Annotated in this window: 18 protein-coding genes; 14 read left to right on the forward strand and 4 right to left on the reverse strand. The window is 71.2% G+C overall.

Features of this window, described 5'->3' with window-relative positions; translation table 11 throughout:
- Positions 1-67: 67 nt before the first annotated feature.
- The gene (locus AC4IJH_RS08635; protein WP_490850964.1) at positions 68-1297 is read right to left on the reverse strand and encodes a DUF349 domain-containing protein; all 1230 of its coding nucleotides are present in this window, start codon (positions 1295-1297) and stop codon (positions 68-70) included.
- 256 nt (positions 1298-1553) lie between these two features.
- The gene (locus AC4IJH_RS08640; protein WP_490850965.1) at positions 1554-2387 is read right to left on the reverse strand and encodes a peptidylprolyl isomerase; all 834 of its coding nucleotides are present in this window, start codon (positions 2385-2387) and stop codon (positions 1554-1556) included.
- Positions 2388-2570: 183 nt separating this feature from the next.
- Between AC4IJH_RS08640 and AC4IJH_RS08645 the strand changes: the two genes are divergently transcribed.
- The 4 genes from AC4IJH_RS08645 (at position 2571) to AC4IJH_RS08660 (ending at position 6846) form a co-directional block, all read left to right on the forward strand.
- Positions 2571-3290, forward strand: a complete 720-nt coding sequence (locus tag AC4IJH_RS08645; RefSeq protein WP_490850966.1) for an MBL fold metallo-hydrolase — start codon at positions 2571-2573, stop codon at positions 3288-3290.
- A gap of 11 nt (positions 3291-3301) precedes the next feature.
- Positions 3302-4564: a histidine--tRNA ligase gene (hisS, locus tag AC4IJH_RS08650; RefSeq protein ID WP_490850967.1), complete on the forward strand. Its 1263-nt coding sequence runs from the start codon at positions 3302-3304 to the stop codon at positions 4562-4564.
- 164 nt (positions 4565-4728) lie between these two features.
- Positions 4729-5370, forward strand: a complete 642-nt coding sequence (locus tag AC4IJH_RS08655; RefSeq protein WP_490850968.1) for a vitamin K epoxide reductase family protein — start codon at positions 4729-4731, stop codon at positions 5368-5370.
- Positions 5371-5445: 75 nt separating this feature from the next.
- A complete protein-coding gene (locus AC4IJH_RS08660; protein ID WP_490851054.1) occupies positions 5446-6846 on the forward strand; it encodes a replication-associated recombination protein A in 1401 nt (466 codons plus the stop codon).
- Positions 6847-6892: 46 nt separating this feature from the next.
- Here the strand turns inward: AC4IJH_RS08660 and AC4IJH_RS08665 are convergent, their stop codons facing one another.
- Positions 6893-7648, reverse strand: coding sequence for a DUF2470 domain-containing protein (locus tag AC4IJH_RS08665; RefSeq protein WP_490850969.1), 756 nt, complete (start codon positions 7646-7648; stop codon positions 6893-6895).
- A 186-nt stretch (positions 7649-7834) separates the two neighbouring features.
- Here AC4IJH_RS08665 and rpsD point away from each other — a divergent pair, with 186 nt between their 5' ends.
- On the forward strand, positions 7835-8446 hold the full coding sequence (rpsD, locus tag AC4IJH_RS08670) for a 30S ribosomal protein S4 (RefSeq protein WP_490850970.1): 612 nt from the start codon (positions 7835-7837) through the stop codon (positions 8444-8446).
- A gap of 32 nt (positions 8447-8478) precedes the next feature.
- Here the strand turns inward: rpsD and AC4IJH_RS08675 are convergent, their stop codons facing one another.
- The gene (locus AC4IJH_RS08675; RefSeq protein ID WP_490850971.1) at positions 8479-10686 is read right to left on the reverse strand and encodes an ATP-binding protein; all 2208 of its coding nucleotides are present in this window, start codon (positions 10684-10686) and stop codon (positions 8479-8481) included.
- A 204-nt stretch (positions 10687-10890) separates the two neighbouring features.
- On the opposite strand from AC4IJH_RS08675, the gene AC4IJH_RS08680 reads away from it, so the two are divergent.
- The 9 genes from AC4IJH_RS08680 to aroB all read left to right on the forward strand — a co-directional run bounded on the left by AC4IJH_RS08680 (position 10891) and on the right by aroB (position 20443).
- Positions 10891-11322, forward strand: a complete 432-nt coding sequence (locus tag AC4IJH_RS08680; protein WP_490850972.1) for a DUF948 domain-containing protein — start codon at positions 10891-10893, stop codon at positions 11320-11322.
- An 8-nt stretch (positions 11323-11330) separates the two neighbouring features.
- Complete coding sequence (locus tag AC4IJH_RS08685) at positions 11331-11684, forward strand: DUF6167 family protein (RefSeq protein WP_490850973.1); 354 nt, start codon at positions 11331-11333, stop codon at positions 11682-11684.
- Positions 11684-14353 (forward strand): alanine--tRNA ligase, encoded by a 2670-nt coding sequence (gene alaS / locus AC4IJH_RS08690; protein WP_490850974.1) that lies wholly within the window; start codon positions 11684-11686, stop codon positions 14351-14353. Before AC4IJH_RS08685 ends, alaS begins: the two co-directional genes overlap by 1 nt.
- A gap of 22 nt (positions 14354-14375) precedes the next feature.
- Entirely contained in the window at positions 14376-14840 is a 465-nt protein-coding gene (ruvX, locus tag AC4IJH_RS08695; RefSeq protein WP_490851055.1) for a Holliday junction resolvase RuvX, read from the forward strand.
- Between the two features lie 136 nt (positions 14841-14976).
- Entirely contained in the window at positions 14977-16689 is a 1713-nt protein-coding gene (gene mltG, locus AC4IJH_RS08700; protein ID WP_490850975.1) for an endolytic transglycosylase MltG, read from the forward strand.
- 22 nt (positions 16690-16711) lie between these two features.
- Entirely contained in the window at positions 16712-17542 is an 831-nt protein-coding gene (locus tag AC4IJH_RS08705; RefSeq protein WP_490850976.1) for a shikimate dehydrogenase, read from the forward strand.
- A gap of 110 nt (positions 17543-17652) precedes the next feature.
- On the forward strand, positions 17653-18837 hold the full coding sequence (gene aroC, locus AC4IJH_RS08710) for a chorismate synthase (RefSeq protein ID WP_490850977.1): 1185 nt from the start codon (positions 17653-17655) through the stop codon (positions 18835-18837).
- Positions 18834-19355 carry a shikimate kinase gene (locus AC4IJH_RS08715; RefSeq protein ID WP_490850978.1) on the forward strand — a complete coding sequence of 174 codons (522 nt, stop codon included), beginning with the start codon at positions 18834-18836 and terminating at the stop codon, positions 19353-19355. The genes aroC and AC4IJH_RS08715 overlap by 4 nt, the downstream gene beginning before the upstream one ends.
- Positions 19352-20443: a 3-dehydroquinate synthase gene (aroB, locus tag AC4IJH_RS08720; protein ID WP_490850979.1), complete on the forward strand. Its 1092-nt coding sequence runs from the start codon at positions 19352-19354 to the stop codon at positions 20441-20443. The genes AC4IJH_RS08715 and aroB overlap by 4 nt, the downstream gene beginning before the upstream one ends.
- Positions 20444-20447 lie beyond the last annotated feature (4 nt).

Consider the following 20447-nt stretch of genomic DNA (forward strand, 5'->3'; position numbering starts at 1 on the left):
GCAACGAGGAGGGCCCCGGTACGGGTGACGTACCGGGGCCCTCCTCGTCGGGCGCGGGCGGCTTGGCTCAGCCGCCGAACTCCTCGAGGCCCTTCAGGGCCTGGTCCAGCAGCGCCTGACGGCCCTCCAGCTCACGCGCGAGCTTGTCGGCACGGGCGTTGTTGCCCGCGGCGCGCGCCGTCTCGATCTGCTGGCGCAGCTTGTCGACGGCGTCCTGGAGCTGGCCGGTCAGCCCCGCGGCACGGGCCCGCGCCTCGGGGTTGGTGCGGCGCCACTCCGACTCCTCGGCCTCCTGGATGGCGCGCTCGACGGCGTGCATCCGGCCCTCGATCTTGGGGCGGGCGTCCCGCGGGACGTGCCCGATGGCCTCCCACCGCTCGTTGATCGAGCGGAACGCGGCCCGCGCGGCCTTCAAGTCCGAGACGGGGAGCAGCTTCTCGGCCTCCACGGCCAGCTCCTCCTTACGGGTGAGGTTCTCCCGCTGCTCGGCGTCGCGCTCGGCGAAGACCTCGCCGCGCGCCTGGAAGAAGATGTCCTGGGCGCCGCGGAAGCGGTTCCACAGGTCGTCCTCGTGCTCGCGCTGGGCGCGGCCCGCGGCCTTCCAGTCCTGCATCAGCTCGCGGTAACGGGCGGCCGTCGTGCCCCAGTCCGTGGAGTTCGACAGCGCCTCGGCCTCGGCGACCAGCTTCTCCTTGGTCTTACGGGCCTCCTCGCGCTGCGCGTCCAGCGAGGCGAAGTGCGCCTTGCGCCGCTTGGAGAACGCCGAGCGGGCGTGCGAGAAGCGGTGCCACAGCTCGTCGTCGGTCTTGCGGTCCAGCCGCGGCAGGCCCTTCCAGGTGTCCACCAGCGCCCGCAGCCGCTCGCCGGCCGCCCGCCACTGCTCGCTGGCCGCCAGCTCCTCGGCCTCGGCGACCAGCTTCTCCTTGGCCTGGCGCGCCTCGTCGGTCTGCTTGGCCTTCTCGGCCTTGCGCTCCTCGCGGCGGGCCTCGACATCGCCGACGAGCTTGTCCAGCCGCTTGCGCAGCGCGTCCAGGTCACCGACGACGTGGTGCTCGTCCACCTGCTGCCGGATGTGATCGATCGCGGCCGTTGCGTCCTTCGCCGACAGGTCGGTGGTCTTGACCCGGCGCTCGAGGAGGCCGATCTCTACGACCAGGCCCTCATACTTGCGCTCGAAGTAGGCGAGGGCCTCCTCAGGAGTGCCCGCCTGCCACGATCCGACGACCTGCTCGCCATCGGCGGTACGCACGTACACGGTCCCCGTCTCGTCGACGCGGCCCCACGGGTCGCTGCTCACAGCGCCTCCTCCACATGATGCCCAGGGAGCCCCTGGCCCCCCGGCATCGTCCACAGTTTCTGTCCGGCAGGGCAGCGCCCTGGCCGGTCCGACGGGCTGGTCTTGCGGGTGCGGGTGGCAGCCGTCGGAGCAGGCACCCTACACAACGCCAATCTAGGCGACCGGCGGGCCGGCTGTCCGCATCCAGCACGACCGAAATTTCGCGGTTCGCACAGCGGAACGCTGCACGAACACCTCCGGAACCCTCCGGGAGGGCTCAGGATTTGGTGACGGCCGCCTCATCGATGACGACGGTGGCGTTGGGCGCGGTGTTGCCCGTGGCCGGGTCGGGCGTCGAGCCCGCCGCCGCGATCTTCTTCAGCACGTCCATCCCCTTGGTGATCTTGCCGAAGGGCGTGTAGTTCGGCGGCAGCTTGCTGTCCTGGTAGACGAGGAAGAACTGGCTGCCGCCGGTGTTGCGGGTCTTGTCGTCCTTGCCGTTGTAGCGGTTGGCCATCGCGACCGTGCCCGCCGGGTAGATGTCGCCCTTGAGGTCGGAGTCCTTCAGGTTCTCGTCCGGGATGGTGTAGCCGGGCGTGCCCTGGCCGGTGCCGGTCGGGTCGCCGCACTGCAGCACGAAGATGCCCTGGTCGACCAGGCGGTGGCACTTGCTGTGGTCGAAGTACTTCTTGCCCGCGAGGAAGTTGAAGGAGTTGACGGTGCGCGGGGCGTTCTCCGCGTCCAGCTCGATGCCGATCTCACCGCAGGTCGTCCGCAGCTTCATGGCGTACGCGGCCGAGGTGTCGATCGACATCGCCGGCTCCTTCTTGAACTGCGCCTTGGACGGCTCGCCCTTGGCCGGCTTGCCGCACGGGTCGGCGGGCTTGCTCGGGCTCGGCGCCGCGCTGTCGGCGCTGTCCTTGTTCTTGGCGTCACCGGTCAGACCGACCGAGGCGTACGCGGCGGCGCCCGCGGCCACCACCACGGCCAGCGCGGCGGCGATGATCACGTTGCGGCGCTTGGTCTTGCGGTGGGCCTCGGCCCGACGCTGTTGCTGTCGCTCGAACTTCTCGCGGGCGAGCTGTCTGCGCCGCTGATCGCTGCTGGCCACCGGGTCGTCTCCTCGTGTGCGTGGTGTGCGCCGTGGTCCGGCTCGTCGGATCCGCCGTGGGCCGTACCGTATACGGGTTCGCTCGCGCGCGAGTCCCGCCGGTAGGCTTTGGAGCTGCTGAGATCTTCTGGGATCCGCTGCCGGACCGACATCCACCGAACCGATCGATCTTTAAGGACGAACGTGCTGATTGCCGGGTTCCCCGCCGGGGCCTGGGGGACCAATTGTTATCTGGTCGCCCCTGCCGCAGGCGAGGAGTGCGTGATCATCGACCCGGGCCACCAGGCCACCGAGGGCGTCGAGGAAGCGCTGAAGAAGCATCGGCTCAAGCCCGTCGCGGTCGTCCTCACCCACGGCCACATCGACCACGTCGCCTCGGTCGTCCCGGTGTGCGGCGCGCACGACGTACCGGCCTGGATCCACCCCGAGGACCGCTACATGATGAGCGACCCGGAGAAGGCGCTGGGCCGCTCCATCGGGCAGCAGCTCATGGGCGAGCTGACGGTGGGGGAGCCCGACGACGTCAAGGAACTGGGCGACGGCGCCAAGCTGGAGCTGGCCGGGATGGAGTTCTCCGTCGCGCACGCCCCGGGCCATACCAAGGGGTCGGTGACGTTCAGGATGCCCGAACAGGCGGACATTCCGCCGGTGTTCTTCTCGGGCGACCTGCTCTTCGCCGGCTCCATCGGACGCACCGATCTGCCCGGCGGCGACCACGCCGAGATACTGCAGTCGCTGGCACGCGTGTGCCTGCCGCTGGAGGACTCGACCGTGGTGCTGTCCGGCCATGGCCCCCAGACCACCATCGGCCGCGAGCGCGCCACCAACCCCTACCTGAGGGAAGTGGCCGCCGGCCTGGGAGGCGGGACGCTGCGGCGCCCGGCTCCGCGACGAGGAATGTGACGAGAGTTTCCGTGAGCACCTTCAAGGCCCCCAAGGGCACGTACGACCTGATCCCGCCGCAGTCCGCGACCTTCCTCGCGGTCCGCGACGCCATCTCCGCGCCGCTCAAGCGCTCCGGCTACGGCTATGTCGAGACGCCCGGCTTCGAGAACGTCGAGCTGTTCGCGCGCGGCGTCGGTGAGTCCACCGACATCGTGACCAAGGAGATGTACGCCTTCGAGACCAAGGGCGGCGACCAGCTCGCGCTGCGCCCCGAGGGCACCGCCTCCGTGCTGCGCGCCGCGTTGGAGGCCAACCTCCACAAGGCCGGCAACCTCCCCGTCAAGCTCTGGTACTCCGGCTCGTACTACCGCTACGAGCGCCCGCAGAAGGGCCGCTACCGCCACTTCTCGCAGGTCGGCGCGGAGGCCATCGGCGCCGAGGACCCGGCGCTGGACGCCGAGCTGATCATCCTGGCCAACGACGCCTACCGCTCGCTGGGGCTGCGCACCTTCCGCATCCTGCTCAACTCGCTGGGCGACAAGGAGTGCCGGCCCGCCTACCGCAGCGCGCTGCAGGACTTCCTGCGCGGCCTCGACCTGGACGAGGAGACCCGGCGCCGGATCGACATCAACCCGCTGCGGGTCCTGGACGACAAGCGCCCCGAGGTGCAGAAGCAGCTGGTCGGCGCGCCGATGCTGCGCGACCACCTGTGCGAGGCCTGCAAGGCCTACCACGAGCAGGTGCGCGAGCTGCTGACCGCGGCGGGCGTCGCCTACGAGGACGACCCCAAGCTGGTGCGCGGCCTGGACTACTACACCCGCACCACCTTCGAGTTCGTCCACGACGGCCTGGGCTCGCAGTCCGCGGTCGGCGGCGGCGGGCGCTACGACGGCCTGTCCGAGATGATCGGCGGTCCCGCGCTGCCGTCGGTGGGCTGGGCGCTGGGCGTGGACCGTACGGTCCTGGCCCTGGAGGCCGAGGGCATCGAGCTGGACATCCCCGCCGCCACGGACGTGTACGCGGTACCGCTGGGCGAGGAGGCCCGCCGGGCGCTGTTCGGTACGGTCACCGAGCTGCGCCGGGCCGGTATCGCCACCGACTTCGCCTTCGGCGGCAAGGGCCTGAAGAACGCCATGAAGTCCGCCAACCGCTCCGGCGCCCGCCTCGCGGTCGTCGCCGGTGAGCGGGATCTGGCCGAGGGCGTCGTGCAGGTCAAGGACCTGGAGAGCGGCGAGCAGACGCCCGTCGCGCTGGACGCCGTCGTCGAGGAGATCCGCGGCCGTCTGAGCTAGCGGCGAAGTGCGCCAGGACCTGTGGCCCGTGTGGTGCTGTGCACCGTACGGGTCACAGGTTTTCTTTATCTCCGGCGAATGCCCCTGGGCAGGGCCCGTAGGGCAGAATTGGCTGCCAACCAGGGGGAGGCGAAGCCCCTCCCCAGCAACGACGGAACGGCGATATGACGACGACAGCGCATGACGACGTGGCCACGGACGACGCCCACGCGGACGGCCGGGGCACTTACGGTGCCGGACGCGCGTTCTCCTGGCTCCTCGTGATCTGCGGCGCGCTCGGCGTGCTCGCGGCGTTCGTCATCACTCAGGACAAGCTCGAGCTCCTCAAGGACCCGAACTTCAAGCCGGCCTGCAGCCTGAGCCCGGTCGTCTCCTGCACCGACGTCATGAACAGCTGGCAGGCCGAGGTCTTCGGCTTCCCCAACCCGGTGGCCGGCCTGGTCACCTACGGGGCGCTCATCGCCATCGGCATGGGGCTGGTGGCCGGTGCCCGCTACCGCAAGTGGTTCTGGATCGGCCTGAACATCGGCACCCTGCTGGGCGCCGTGTTCTGCATGTGGCTGATGACGCAGGCCTACTACGACATCCGCGCGCTGTGCCTGTGGTGCGTCCTGGCCTGGATCGTCACCATCGCGGCGTTCTGGTACACCACCGTGCACAACCTCAAGCACCGCATCATCCCGGCGCCCGAGGGGCTGCGCGGCGTGCTCCTGGAGTTCCACTGGGTGGTGCCCGTGCTCTGGTACGGCCTGATCCTGCTGCTCACGCTCACCAACTGGTGGTCGTACTGGAGCACCCTGATCTGACCGGCGCACCGCGTCGCGGGGCTGTGGCCCCTTGCGGCACCGGCGTTGTCAGTGGGGTGGCATAGGCTCGTGAGCGTGGAGCCCGACCTGTTCACCGCAGCTGCCGAAGACCGTCAGGAGAAGGACCCCGCGGGGTCGCCTCTCGCCGTACGGATGCGTCCACGCACCCTGGACGAGGTGGTCGGGCAGCAGCATCTGCTCAAGCCGGGCTCGCCGCTGCGCCGCCTGGTCGGCGAGGGGAGCGGCGGGCCGGCCGGCCCGTCCTCGGTCTTCCTGTGGGGCCCGCCCGGCATCGGCAAGACGACCCTGGCCTACGTCGTCAGCCAGGCCACCAACAAGCGCTTCGTGGAGCTGTCCGCGATCACGGCGGGTGTGAAGGAAGTGCGGGCCGTCATCGACGGCGCCCGGCGCGCCTCGGGCGGCTTCGGCAAGGAGACCGTCCTCTTCCTCGACGAGATCCACCGCTTCAGCAAGGCCCAGCAGGACTCCCTGCTGCCCGCCGTCGAGAACCGCTGGGTGACCTTGATCGCGGCCACCACCGAGAACCCGTACTTCTCGGTGATCTCCCCGCTGCTGTCCCGCTCCCTGCTGCTGACGCTGGAGCCCCTCACCGACGACGACCTGCGCGGGCTGCTGCACCGCGCGCTGACCGACGAGCGGGGCCTGGGCGGCGCGGTGACGCTCCCCGCCGACACCGAGGCGCATCTGCTGCGTATCGCCGGAGGGGACGCCCGGCGGGCGCTGACGGCCCTGGAGGCCGGGGCCGGGTCGGCGATAGCCAAGGGGGAGCAGGAGATCACCCTCCAGACCCTGGAGGAGTCCGTCGACCGCGCGGCGGTCAAGTACGACCGCGACGGCGACCAGCACTACGACGTCGCCAGCGCCCTGATCAAGTCCATCCGCGGCTCGGACGTCGACGCGGCGCTGCACTATCTGGCCCGGATGATCGAGGCGGGCGAGGACCCGCGGTTCATCGCCCGCCGGCTGATGATCTCGGCGAGCGAGGACATCGGGCTGGCCGATCCCACGGCGCTGCAGACGGCGGTCGCCGCCGCCCAGGCCGTCGCGATGATCGGCTTTCCCGAGGCGCGGATCACGCTCAGCCAGGCCACGATCGCGCTGGCGCTGGCGCCCAAGTCCAATGCGGCGTACCTGGCCATCGACGCCGCCCTGGCGGATGTGCGCGCGGGGCTGGCCGGGGCCGTGCCGGCGCATCTGCGCGACAGCCACTACAAGGGCGCCCAGAAGCTGGGGCACGGGCAGGGGTATCAGTACCCGCACGATCTGCCGGGCGGGATCGCCGCGCAGCAGTACGCGCCCGATGAGGTGCACGGCAAGCGGTATTACGCGCCCACGCGGTACGGCGCGGAGGCGCGGTACGCCGACGTCACCGACCGGGTGCGCGCCCGGCTGCGCGGCGAGACGCTGCCGCGGCCCGCGGCCGACGACGACGCGGGCGAGGCTGCGTCGTCGTAGCCGGGCCGGGCGGTGGGGGAGGGGCCTCGCCCTCGCGGGCTGCGGGTCAGTCGGCGGCGGCTTCGAAGAGGGTGTGCATGGCGTGGCGCAGTTCGGCGACGTCGCGGACTGGTTCGGGGAAGTCGAAGCGGGCGTCGAAGGTGTGGTGGGCGGCGTCGGTGAAGCGCACGCGCAGGCCGAAGCGGTCCAGGGCGACGGGTACGGCCTGGTCGCGGGCGCCGCACAGCTGCTCCTGGCGGTCCCCGAGCAGCGAGCACAGCCCGCGCACCTGGGAGCCGTGCGCGGCGTGCAGATGCTGCAGCAGCTCCGCCTCGTGGGTCACCAGCGGGTCGGGGACGGCGGCGGCGAACTCCTCCGGCTCCACGGCGTCCGCGCCCCACAGATCGTCCACCGCCGCCTCGCCGACCTCCAGGCGCAGCATCATCCACGCGGGACGCCCGTACTGCCCCGGCGCGGGGTCGGGCTGGAGGGCCTCGCCGATGCCCAGCAGCTCCCCGACGGGGTGCCGCTCGGCCAGCAGCATGGCCGCTTTGGCCCGCTCCCCGTTGCGTACGGGAGTGAGCCAGCCGGCGATCCAGGCCCGTCCACGGATGCGATGGGGCACCGAAACGGGTGCTACGTCCGTGATCTCCATCACGGTTGCGAGGTCGTCGTCCTGCGCGTGCACGGCAGCCCGGGCGGCCGCGGAATCCCCAGGAACCAGCAGTAGCACGTCTCCTGAGGGTGTCACCGTCCTGCAGACCGGCGCGGACAGTCCGCTCTCGTCGGACTCCTCGACTCCAGGAATGCTCAAAGACGCCATACCATTGGACTCGACGAGAGTTCGTACGCGCTCGGCGGCACAGGGCTGCTGGGCGTCTTCCACGGGACGCGGCTGACCCGCCTCAGTGCTCTGACCAGCACTGGGCAGGGGGTTCCCAGGTCGAAACATGCGATCTCCTCGCGATAAGGTAAGCCTCACCTAACTTACTACGGAGGTTCGTTCCACGTGAACCAGTCGCGTCCCAAGGTCAAGAAGTCGCGCGCGCTCGGCATCGCGCTGACGCCGAAGGCTGTCAAGTACTTCGAGGCCCGTCCCTACCCGCCCGGCGAGCACGGCCGTGGCCGCAAGCAGAACAGTGACTACAAGGTCCGTCTGCTGGAGAAGCAGCGTCTGCGCGCTCAGTACGACATCAGCGAGCGCCAGATGGTCCGTGCCTACGACCGCGCTCGGAAGGTCGAAGGCAAGACGGGCGAGGCCCTCATCGTCGAGCTTGAGCGCCGTCTGGACGCGCTCGTCCTTCGTTCGGGCATCGCCCGCACGATCTACCAGGCCCGCCAGATGGTGGTCCACGGCCACATCGCGGTCAACGACCGCAAGGTCGACAAGCCGTCCTTCCGCGTCCGTCCCGACGACGTCGTGACGGTCCGCGAGCGCAGCCGCGAGAAGCACCCCTTCCAGGTCGCTCGCGAGGGTGGCTACGCCCCCGACGGCGAGACCCCGCGCTACCTGCAGGTCAACCTCAAGGCCCTGGCGTTCCGCCTGGACCGTGACCCGCAGCGCAAGGAGATCCCGGTGATCTGCGACGAGCAGCTCGTCGTCGAGTACTACGCCCGCTAAGCACCCCGCTTAAACGGCGCAGTTCCTCTGCCTCAGCCCGCTGTCTCCCCGCCGCTCGCGGAGGGGGAGGCGGCGGGTCTGCCGTATCCGCCGCTTTCCGGTGCCTCGATGTGCACCGTGCCGCGCGGCCCGGGAAGCGTGCCGGACTCCTCGGGCCCGTCCAGGATGCGGGCGACCGCCGCGTCCAGGTCCAGCCGCCCGCCCGCGCGCAGGCACCGCTCGTAGCGCTCGGTCCCCAGCAGCTCGCGGGCCTGCTCCTCGCACAGCGCGTGCGGCTGGTTGTAGTACTGCGAGCCGAACAGGGGCAGCCCGACCGAGGGCCAGATCCGCCCGGCCGCGCCCTGCAGGACGGCCGCCTCCTCCGCGTCGCCCTCGCCGAGCGTGACCAGCGCCAGCAGCTCGATCGCCAGCACCGCGCCCAGAAGGTCGTTGAAGGCGTGGTCGATGGCCAGGCACTCCTCCAGCAGGTCCCGGGCGCCCGCCCCGTCCCCGCGGGTCCAGGCCGCATACGCCAGTACGAACAGGGCGTAGGCCAGTGCCCAGCGCTCGCCGTGGTCCTCGCAGACCTGCTGGACCTCCTCGCACAGCCGCACCGCGCCCTCCAGGTCGCCCTGGAAGGCCACCGCCATCGCCAGCTCCACCTGCCCCATCAGCACATTGCTGTTCAGCTCGCCGATCTCCCGGTAGCGGGCCAGGGCGTCGCGCAGCAGCTCCTCGGCGCGCGGCATGTCGTCGCAGACCAGGGCCAGGCAGCCGGTGCGGTGCAGCGCGTACGCCGCCGCGACGGCGTTTCCCGTACGCTCCGCCTCCTCGCGGCACTCCTGGAGCGCGCCCATCGCGCCGACCGTGTCGCCCTGGAGCACCGCGACATAGCCGAGCACCCACAGGGCCTTGAGCCGGGACTCGTCGTGCTCGGTCTCGAGCTCCAGCGAGCGGTCCAGCCAGTGTCTGCCCTCGGAGAGCCGGCCGCAGCCGACCCAGAAGAACCACAGTGTCCCAGCGAGGTACTGGCCCAGGTGCGCGTCCTCGTGGCTGTCCAGGCTGTGCTCCAGCGCGACGCGGATATTGGGCAGCTCGGCGTCGATACGGGCGGCGACCTCGGCCTGCCGGGGGCTGAACCAGTCCAGCTCGCACCAGGTGGCCAGGCCCACGTACCAGTCGCGGTGGCGCCGGCGCAGCCGCGCGGTGTCCTCCAGCGCTTCCAGCCAGCCCGCGCCGTAGGCCCGTACGGTGTCCAGCATCCGGTAGCGCAGCCCCGCCGGGGTCTCCTCGCGCACCACCAGCGACTGGGCCACCAACTCCGCGATGACGTCCAGGAGTTCGTCGGCGGGCAGGTCCTGGCCCGAGCAGACGTACTCCGCGGCCTCCAGGTCGAACTGCCCGGCGAAGACCGACAGCCGCGCCCACAGCAGCCGTTCCTGGGGCGTGCACAGCTCGTGGCTCCAGCCGATGGCCGTACGCAGCGTCTGGTGGCGCGGGAGCGAGCCGCGGGTGCCGCCGGTCAGCAGGCGGAAACGGTCGTCCAGGCGGTGCAGCACCTGCTCCACCGACAGGGCCCGCAGCCGCCCGGCGGCCAGCTCCAGGGCGAGCGGGATGCCGTCCAGACGGCGGCACAGCTCGGTGACGGCGGCGCGGTCGGGGCCCTCGGCGGTGAACCCGGCGACGACGGAGGCCGCGCGGTCGGCGAACAGCCCGGCCGCGTCCGCCTCTCGCATGGGCCGCAGCGGGAGGTTCTGCTCGCCGGGCAGGCCCAGCGGCCGGCGGCCCGCCGCCAGGACGCGCAGCGCGGGCGCGCGCCGCAGCAGCTCGGCGGTCAGCTCGGCGCACTCGGCCACCAGGTGCTCGAAGCCGTCCAGGACGAGCAGCAGCTCCCGCTCGGCGAGGTGGTCGCACAGCGCGGCGCGCGGCGGGCGCCCGGTGTGATCGGCCAGCGCCAGCGCCTCGGCGAGGGCGTGTTCCAGCAGGTGGGCGTCGTGCAGGGTGGAGAGCTCGACCAGCCACACCCCGTCGCAGAAGCGATCCTGCAAGATCGCGGCGGCGTGGGTGGCGAGCCGCGATTTGCCGACCCCTCCGACGCCGGTGAGGGTCACGAGCCGGGCGGATTCCAACTCCCGTGCCAATGCGGCGAGTTCGTCGTCGCGGCCGATGAACCGGTTGAGTTCCGCCGGTAGATTCCCGGGGGTGCTGGGGCGGGTGGGGAACTCGGGGGAGGGGTGATTGTGGCGCGGGGGGCGTCGCATGGGACACGGAGCGTACTCGCAGGTATGCGGACCGTACAATCGCGCTGCACAGAGCCCCTCGCCGCACGTCGCACGGGCCGCCGCCGCACGGGGAACACGGTGCGAATGCGGGGCCGCGGCGCGATAGGGTCGGGGTCTGCCGATGAGCAGGACGAGACCAGAGCAGACAAGAGCAGACGAGATCAGTCGGAGAGTGGTGCCAACGTGTCCGGTGGAGAGGTGGCCGGGATTCTCGTGGCCGTCTTCTGGGCGATCCTCGTGTCGTTCCTCGCCCTGGTGCTGGTGAGGCTCGCGCAGACGCTCAGGGCGACCACCAAGATGGTGGCCGAAGTGTCCGAGCAGGCCGTTCCGCTGCTGGCCGACGCGTCCGCGACGGTCCGCTCCGCACACACCCAGCTCGCCCGCGTCGACGCGATCGCCGCGGACGTGCAGGAGGTCACCGCCAACGCCTCCGCGCTCTCCTCGACCGTCTCCTCCGCCTTCGGCGGTCCACTGGTCAAGGTGGCCGCCTTCGGCTACGGCGTACGCCGCGCCATCGGCAAGAAGGGCGCGCCCGAGCAGCCGCGCACCGTCGTCGGCCGTACCCTGCCCGCCGCCCGCCGCGGCGGGCGCCGCAACCGTCGCTCCAAGGACTGATCTCAGCGATGTTCCGCCGCGCATTCTGGTTCACCACCGGCGCCGCCGCAGGTGTGTGGGCCACCAACAAGGTCCACCGCAAGCTGCGCAGGCTCCAGCCCGACAGCCTCGCCGCACAGGCAGCGGACAAGGCCGTCGAGACCGGGCACCGGCTGCGTCAATTTGCATTGGACGTACGCACGGGAATGGCGGACCGTGAAGAACAGCTGCAAGAAGCGCTGGGCCTGACGGCCGACGCGGGCGCCGAACGCGAGCTGCCCGCGCCGCGGCCGCGCGCCGTGCTCGAAACGCAATACCGAACTACCCGTACGACCCCTCGTACGACCGGGACAACCGGACCGACCGGAAAAGAGGACCACTGATGGAGTCGGCTGAAATCCGCCGCCGCTGGCTGCGCTTCTTCGAAGAGCGTGGGCACACCGTCGTGCCGTCGGCGTCGCTCATCGCGGACGACCCGACGCTGCTGCTGGTCCCCGCGGGCATGGTGCCCTTCAAGCCGTACTTCCTCGGCGAGGTCAAGCCGCCCTTCTCGACCGCCACCAGCGTCCAGAAGTGCGTGCGCACGCCGGACATCGAAGAGGTCGGCAAGACCACCCGGCACGGCACGTTCTTCCAGATGTGCGGCAACTTCTCCTTCGGCGCGTACTTCAAGGAAGGCGCGATCAAGTACGCCTGGGAGCTGCTGACCACGCCTCAGGACAAGGGCGGCTACGGCCTGGACCCGGAGAAGCTCTGGATCACCGTCTACCTGGACGACGACGAGGCCGAGCGCATCTGGCACGAGGTCGTCGGCGTGCCCAAGGAGCGCATCCAGCGCCTGGGCAAGAAGGAGAACTACTGGTCGATGGGCGTCCCGGGTCCGTGCGGCCCGTGCTCGGAGATCAACTACGACCGCGGCCCTGAGTTCGGCGTCGAGGGCGGCCCGGCCGTCAACGACGAGCGCTACGTGGAGATCTGGAACCTGGTCTTCATGCAGTACGAGCGCGGCGAGGGCACCGGCAAGGAGGACTTCGAGATCCTCGGCGAGCTGCCCAGCAAGAACATCGACACCGGCCTCGGTCTCGAGCGCCTGGCCATGATCCTGCAGGGCGTACAGAACATGTACGAGACCGACACCCTGCGCGTGGTCATGGACAAGGCCACCGAGCTGACCGGCGTGCGCTACGGCGCCGCCCGTGACACGGATGTCTCGCTGCGCGTGGTCGCCGACCACATGCGCACCTCCACCATGCTCATCGGCGACGGCGTCACCCCCGGCAACGAGGGCCGCGGCTACGTGCTGCGCCGCATCATGCGCCGCGCGATCCGCAACATGCGCCTGATGGGCGCCACCGGGCCGGTCGTCGCCGACCTCCTGGACGTCGTCATCAAGACGATGGGCCAGCAGTACCCGGAGCTGATCGAGGACCGCAAGCGCATCGAGACGGTCGCGCTGGCCGAGGAGGCCGCCTTCCTCAAGACGCTCAAGGCCGGCACCAACATCCTGGACACCGCCGTCAGCGAGACCAAGGCCGGCGGCGGCAAGGTCCTGGCCGGCGAGAAGGCCTTCCTGCTCCACGACACCTGGGGCTTCCCGATCGACCTCACCCTCGAAATGGCCGCCGAGCAGGGCCTTTCGGTGGACGAGGACGGCTTCCGCCGCCTGATGAAGGAGCAGCGGGAGCGCGCCAAGGCCGACGCCCAGGCCAAGAAGCACGGCCACGCCGACATGTCCGCCTACCGTGAGGTGGCCGACAAGGCGGGCTCCACGGTCTTCACCGGCTACAGCGACACCGAGGGCGAGTCCTCGGTGGTCGGCCTGGTCGTCAACGGCGCCTCCGCCCCGGCCGCCCACGAGGGCGACGAGGTCGAGGTCGTCCTGGACCGCACCCCCTTCTACGCCGAGGGCGGCGGCCAGCTCGCCGACATGGGCCGCATCAAGCTGGACAACGGCGCCGTCATCGAGGTCCGCGACGTCCAGCAGCCGGTCCCCGGCGTCATCGTGCACAAGGGCGCCGTCCAGGTCGGCGAGGTCGTCCTCGGCTCGTCCGCGTACGCCGCCATCGACGTCAAGCGCCGCCGGGCCATCGCCCGCGCCCACAGCGCCACCCACCTCACCCATCAGGCGCTGCGCGACGCGCTCGGCCCCACCGCCGCCCAGGCCGGTTCGGAGAACTCCCCGGGCCGCTTCCGCTTCGACTTCGGCTCGCCGACCGCCGTCCCCGGCACCGTGCTCACCGACGTCGAGCAGCGGATCAACGAGGTGCTCTCCCGCGAACTCGACGTGCACGCCGAGGTCATGAGCATGGAGGACGCCAAGAAGCAGGGCGCCATCGCCGAGTTCGGCGAGAAGTACGGCGACCGGGTGCGCGTGGTGACCATCGGCGACTTCTCCAAGGAGCTGTGCGGCGGCACGCACGTGCACAACACCGCCCAGCTGGGCCTGGTCAAGCTGCTCGGCGAGTCCTCCATCGGCTCGGGCGTACGCCGCGTCGAGGCCCTGGTCGGCGTGGACGCCTACAAGTTCCTGGCCCGCGAGCACACCGTCGTCTCGCAGCTGACCGAGCTGGTCAAGGGCCGTCCCGAGGAGCTGCCCGAGAAGATCTCCGGTGTTCTCGCCAAGCTGAAGGACGCCGAGAAGGAGATCGAGAAGTACCGCGCGGAGAAGGTCCTGCAGGCCGCCGCCGGTCTCGCCCAGGGCGCCAAGGACGTGCGCGGTGTGGCGCTGGCCACCGGCCAGGTCCCCGAGGGCACCTCCGCCGACGACCTGCGCAAGCTGGTCCTGGACGTGCGCGGCCGCATCCCGGGCGACCGCCCGGCCGTGGTCGCTCTGTTCACCGTCGCCAAGGGCCGCCCGCTGACCGTCATCGCCACCAACGAGGCCGCCCGCGAGCGCGGCATCAAGGCCGGTGACCTGGTGCGTACGGCCGCCAAGACGCTCGGTGGCGGTGGCGGCGGCAAGCCGGACGTCGCCCAGGGCGGCGGCCAGAACGCCGGCGCTGTCGGCGAGGCCATCGAGGCCGTCGAGCGCGCCGTCGCCGAGGCGGCCTGACGCCGTGAGCGCCGAGAACGCGATGCGGCGCGGCAGGCGGATCGCCGTCGATGTCGGGGACGCCCGGATCGGGGTCGCCTCGTGCGACCCCGACGGGATCCTCGCCACCCCGGTGGAGACCGTGCCCGGACGCGATGTCCCCGCGGCGCACCGGCGGTTGAAGGCGATCGTCGAGGAGTACGAGCCCATCGAGGTCGTCGTCGGTCTGCCCCGCTCCCTCAAGGGGGGAGAGGGGCCGGCCGCGGCCAAGGTGCGGGCCTTCGCCCAGGAGATGGCGAGGAACATCACTCCGGTCCCGGTCCGGCTGGTCGACGAGCGCATGACGACCGTCACAGCCACGCAGGGCCTGCGGGCCTCCGGGGTGAGGTCCAAGAAGGGCCGCTCGGTGGTCGACCAGGCCGCGGCCGTGGTGATTTTGCAGAGCGCACTGGAGACCGAACGGGTCTCCGGCACCGTTCCTGGAGAGAGCGTCGAAGTGGTCATCTGATCGCGATACGGTAACGTTCCGCGCGACGCGGCGGGGTTCGAGTCCTTCGAACGCCCGCCGCTCGAAGTAGAGGCGGACCGGTACAGCAAGGCGCTGCCACCCAAGGAGCGCACCGCCTCGCGGCTCTAGGGGATCGATGACTGAGTATGGGCGGGGCTACGGCTCCGAACCGTGGCATCCCGAGGACCCTCTCTTCGGAGACCCGGGTTCCTACGGAGGCCGGCCGCAGCAGCAGCCCCAGTGGGACGGGCAGCAGCATGCGGCCCCCTATCCCCAGAGCCACCAGCAGGGCCAGCAGCCGTACCCGCAGTATCCGCAGGACCAGCAGCATCAGCAGCAGTACGGCCAGCAGCAGGACCCGTACCAGCAGCAGACGCAGCCGCAGCAGCAGTACAACGGCGGCTGGGAGGCCTCGCAGGGCGGCGGTGCGCCGTACGACCCCTACGGCCAGCAGCCGCCGGTCGATCCCTACAGCGGCTCGGGCCCCGACTACTACGGGACCCAGGACGCCTATCCGCCGCCGCAGCCCCAGCACATGCGCCAGCAGGAGGCCCCGCCGCAGGACCCGCAGAACGTGGGCCCGCAGCACGCGGGATCGCAGGGCACGGCCCCGGCGGGGGACGACTGGCGGGCCGAGTCGGAGGCCGAGGACCGCGAACAGGAGCGGGTGCAGGCCTTCTTCGCGGGCGGCGACGGGGACAAGGACCGCCCCGAGGAGGAGAGCGAGTCGCGTGAGGAGCGCCGCTCCCGGCGCGAGCGGCGCGGCAAGAAGAACAAGCGGCGCAGCGGGCTGGCCTGTCTCGTCGTCGCCGCGGTGCTGGCCGGCGGCATCGGCGTGGTCGGCTACTTCGGCTACAGCTTCTGGGCGGAGCACTTCGGCCCGGCCCCCGACTTCGAGGGCGAGGGCAGCGGGGAGGTCCAGGTCGAGATCTCGCCGGGCTCGACGGTGGCCGAGATGGGTCTCACCCTCAAGCGCGAGGGCGTGGTCAAGAGCGCGGACGCGTTCACCGAGGCGGCCAATGACCTGAAGGCCAACAACATCCAGCCCGGGGCCTACACCCTGCGCAAGGAGATGTCGGCGGCCTCCGCGGTCAAGATGATGCTCGACCCCAAGACCCGCAACGGCCTGACCATTCCCGAGGGCTCGCGGGCCGTCAATGTCTACAAGGCCATCGACAAGAAGCTGAACCTGAAGGACGGTACGACCAAGGACGTGGCCGAGCGCGAGGCCAAGAACCTCGGCCTGCCCTCCTGGGCGGACAGCAACCCCAAGATCAGGGACCCGCTGGAGGGCTTCCTCTACCCCTCGACGTACTCGGTCAACAGCAAGGCCAAGCCGCAGGACGTCCTCAAGGAGATGGTGGCGCGCGCCAACCAGACGTACGCGAAGTACGACCTGGAGGCCAAGGCCAAGGAGCTGAACCTCAAGTCGCCGCTGCAGCTGCTGTCCGTCGCCAGCCTGGTCAACGCCGAGGGCGTCACCCACGACGACTTCCGCAAGATGGCCGAGGTGGTCTACAACCGCCTCAAGCCGGGCAACGCCGAGACCGTCGGCAAGATCGAGTTCGACTCGGCGTACAACTACATCAAGAACCAGAGCAAGATCGACATTCCGATCTCGGCGATCCGCAAGTTCGACCACCCCTACAACACGTACTTCTACGCGGGGCTGCCGCCGGGGCCGATCGGCAACCCGGGCGAGGACGCGCTGAAGGCGACGGTCAACCCGACCCACGACGGCTGGTACTACTTCATCTCCATCGACGGCAAGACCACGCAGTTCACCAAGACCTACGCCGAGCACGACAAGCTGGTCAGGGAATTCAACAAGCAGCGGCAGAAGGGCTGAGGGCGGGGCAGTGTCGGCAGCGTTGCGCACGAACAAGAACAGGGCGGCGGTCCTGGGATCGCCCATCGCCCACTCGCTCTCCCCGGTGCTGCACCGCGCCGCCTACGCCGAACTGGGGCTGGCGCACTGGGAGTACGGGCGCCACGAGGTGGACGAGGCGGCGCTGCCCGGCTTCCTGGAGAAGCTGGACGACAGCTGGGCGGGGCTCTCGCTGACCATGCCGCTCAAGCGCGCGGTCATCCCGCTGCTGGACGGCATCAGCGACACCGCCGCCTCCGTCGAGGCCGTCAACACCGTCGTCTTCACCGACGACGGGCGGCGTATCGGCGACAACACCGACATCCCGGGCCTGCTGGCCGCGCTGCGCGAGCGCGGGGTGGAGCGCGTGGAGCGCGCCGCCGTCCTGGGCGCCGGGGCCACCGCCTCCTCCGCGCTGGCCGCGCTCGCCCGTATCTGCACGGGCGAGGTGACCGCGTACGTCCGCAGCGGGGCGCGTGCGCGGGAGATGCGCGGCTGGGGCGAGAAGCTGGGCGTGGACGTCCGTACCGCCGACTGGGCCGACGCGGCAGAGGCGCTGTCGGCGCCGCTGGTCATCGCCACCACCCCCGAAGGCACCACCGACGCGCTGGCCGCCGCGGTCCCCGAGCGCCCCGGCACGCTCTTCGACGTCCTGTACGAGCCCTGGCCGACCGCGCTGGCCGCCGCCTGGAGTGAGCGGGGCGGCGCCGTCCTGGGGGGCCTGGACCTGCTGGTGCACCAGGCGGTGCTGCAGGTCGAGCAGATGACGGGGTGCTCCAGCGCGCCTCTCGCGGCGATGCGCTCCGCCGGCGAAGCGGCCCTCGCGGCGCGCTGACCTGACGTTCTCGGTCCGTTCCCTGGACGTGGGACGGGGGCTCCCGCGGAACATGGGAGGATCAGGGGAGACCGAGACCGTACACGCGAAAGCAGTCTTGAGGAGCACCGTTGAGCAGGTTGCGCTGGCTGACGGCGGGGGAGTCGCACGGCCCCGCACTGGTGGCGACGCTGGAGGGCCTCCCGGCCGGCGTCCCGATCACGACGGACATGGTGGCGGACGCCCTCGCCCGCCGCCGGCTCGGCTATGGGCGTGGCGCCCGCATGAAGTTCGAGCGCGACGAGGTCACCTTCCTCGGCGGCGTACGCCACGGCCTCTCCCTCGGCTCGCCGGTCGCGGTCATGGTCGGCAACACCGAGTGGCCCAAGTGGGAACAGGTCATGGCCGCCGACCCGGTCGACGAGGACGAGCTGGCCCAGCTGGCCCGCAACGCCCCGCTGACCCGTCCGCGCCCCGGCCACGCCGACCTCGCGGGCATGCAGAAGTACGGCTTCGACGAGGCCCGCCCGATCCTGGAGCGCGCCTCCGCCCGCGAGACCGCGGCCCGTGTCGCGCTCGGCGCGGTCGCCCGCTCCTACCTCAAGGAGACCGCGGGCATCGAGATCGTCTCGCACGTCGTCGAGCTGGCCGCGGCCAAGGCGCCCTACGGCGTCTACCCCAAGCCCTCCGACGTCGAGCGGCTGGACGCCGACCCGGTGCGCTGCCTGGACGCGGACGCGAGCAAGGCGATGGTCGCCGAGATCGACCAGGCCCACAAGGACGGCGACACCCTCGGCGGCGTCGTGGAGGTCCTGGCGTACGGCGTTCCGGTGGGCCTGGGCTCGCACGTGCACTGGGACCGGCGTCTGGACGCCCGGCTGGCCGCCGCCCTCATGGGCATCCAGGCCATCAAGGGTGTCGAGGTCGGCGACGGCTTCGACCTGGCGCGGGTGCCCGGCTCCAAGGCGCACGACGAGATCGTGGCCACCGACGACGGCGTCAAGCGCACCTCGGGCCGCTCCGGCGGTACGGAGGGCGGGCTGACCACCGGTGAACTGCTGCGCGTACGGGCCGCGATGAAGCCGATCGCGACGGTGCCGCGGGCCCTGAAGACCATCGACGTCACCACCGGCGAGCAGGCCCAGGCCCACCACCAGCGCTCGGACGTGTGCGCGGTGCCGGCCGCCGGCATCGTCGCCGAGGCGATGGTCGCGCTGGTCCTGGCGGACGCGGTGGCCGAGAAGTTCGGCGGCGACAGCGTGCCCGAGACCCGCCGCAATGTGCGCAGCTTCCTCGACAACCTGGCGATCAAGTGACCTCGTCCCACCCCGTCGTCGTCCTGGTGGGGCCGCCCGGCGCGGGCAAGTCCACCGTGGGCGCGCTGCTCGCCGAGCGGCTGGGCACCCAACTGCGCGACACCGACGCGGACATCGAGGCGGGAGCGGGCAAGCCCATCCCGGAGATCTTCCTCGACGACGGCGAGCCGCACTTCCGCGAGCTGGAGCGCGCGGCCGTACGAGCGGGGGTACGCGAGCACCACGGCGTCCTCTCGCTCGGCGGCGGCGCGGTCATGGACGACGGCACCCGGGCCCTGCTCAAGGGGCTCCCGGTGGTCTTCCTGGACGTCCAACTCGCCGACGCGGTACGGCGGGTGGGCCTGGACGCGCCGCGCCCGCTGCTGGCCGTCAACCCGCGCCAGAAGTGGCGCGAGCTGATGGACAAGCGCCGCCCGCTGTACACCGAAGTGGCCCGGGTCGTGGTCGACACCCAGGGCCGGACTCCTGAGGACGTGGTCGAAGCCGTCCTCGACGCTTTGGAGCTGAAGAACGCATGACAGAGCAGGTCACCCGCATCCAGGTCGGCGGCACGGCGGGCAGCGACCCGTACGAGGTCCTGGTCGGCCGCCAACTGCTCGGGGAACTCCCCACCTTGATCGGGCCCGGCGCCAAGCGGGTCGCGGTGCTGCACCCGGAGGCGCTGGCCGCCACCGGCGAGGCGCTGCGCGAGGACCTGGCCGGGCAGGGCTACGAGGCCATCGCCATCCAGCTGCCCAACGCGGAGGAGTCCAAGACCGTCGAGGTCGCGGCCTACTGCTGGAAGGCGCTGGGGCAGACCGGCTTCACCCGCACCGACGCGATCGTGGGCGTGGGCGGCGGCGCCACCACGGACCTGGCCGGGTTCGTGGCCGCCACCTGGCTGCGCGGGGTGCGCTGGATCGCCGTACCGACCACCGTGCTGGGCATGGTGGACGCGGCGGTCGGCGGCAAGACGGGCATCAACACCGCCGAGGGCAAGAACCTGGTCGGCGCCTTCCACCCGCCGGCCGGCGTCCTGTGCGACCTGGCGGCGCTGGACTCGCTGCCGGTCAACGACTACGTCTCGGGCCTGGCCGAGGTCATCAAGGCGGGCTTCATCGCCGACCCGGCGATCCTGGACCTGATCGAGTCCGACCCCGAGGGCGCCAAGCGCCCCGACGGGCCGCACACCGCCGAGCTGATCGAGCGGGCGATCCGGGTCAAGGCCGAGGTGGTCTCCGCCGACCTGAAGGAGTCGGGCCTGCGCGAGATCCTCAACTACGGCCACACCCTGGCGCACGCCATCGAGAAGAACGAGCGCTACAACTGGCGGCACGGCGCCGCGGTCTCCGTCGGCATGGTCTTCGCCGCCGAACTGGGCCGGATCGCCGGGCGGCTGGACGACGCCACCGCCGACCGGCACCGCACGGTCCTTGAGGCCGTCGGGCTGCCGCTGACCTACCGCGGCGACCAGTGGCCCAAGCTGCTGGAGACCATGAAGATCGACAAGAAGTCGCGCGGCGACCGGCTGCGCTTCATCGTCCTGGACGGCCTGGCCAAGCCCACCGTCCTGGAGGGCCCCGACCCGGCGATGCTGCTGGCCGCGCACGCCGAGATCGCGGCGTGAGCGG

The sequence above is a fragment of the Streptomyces sp. UF-297 genome, from assembly GCF_058245575.1.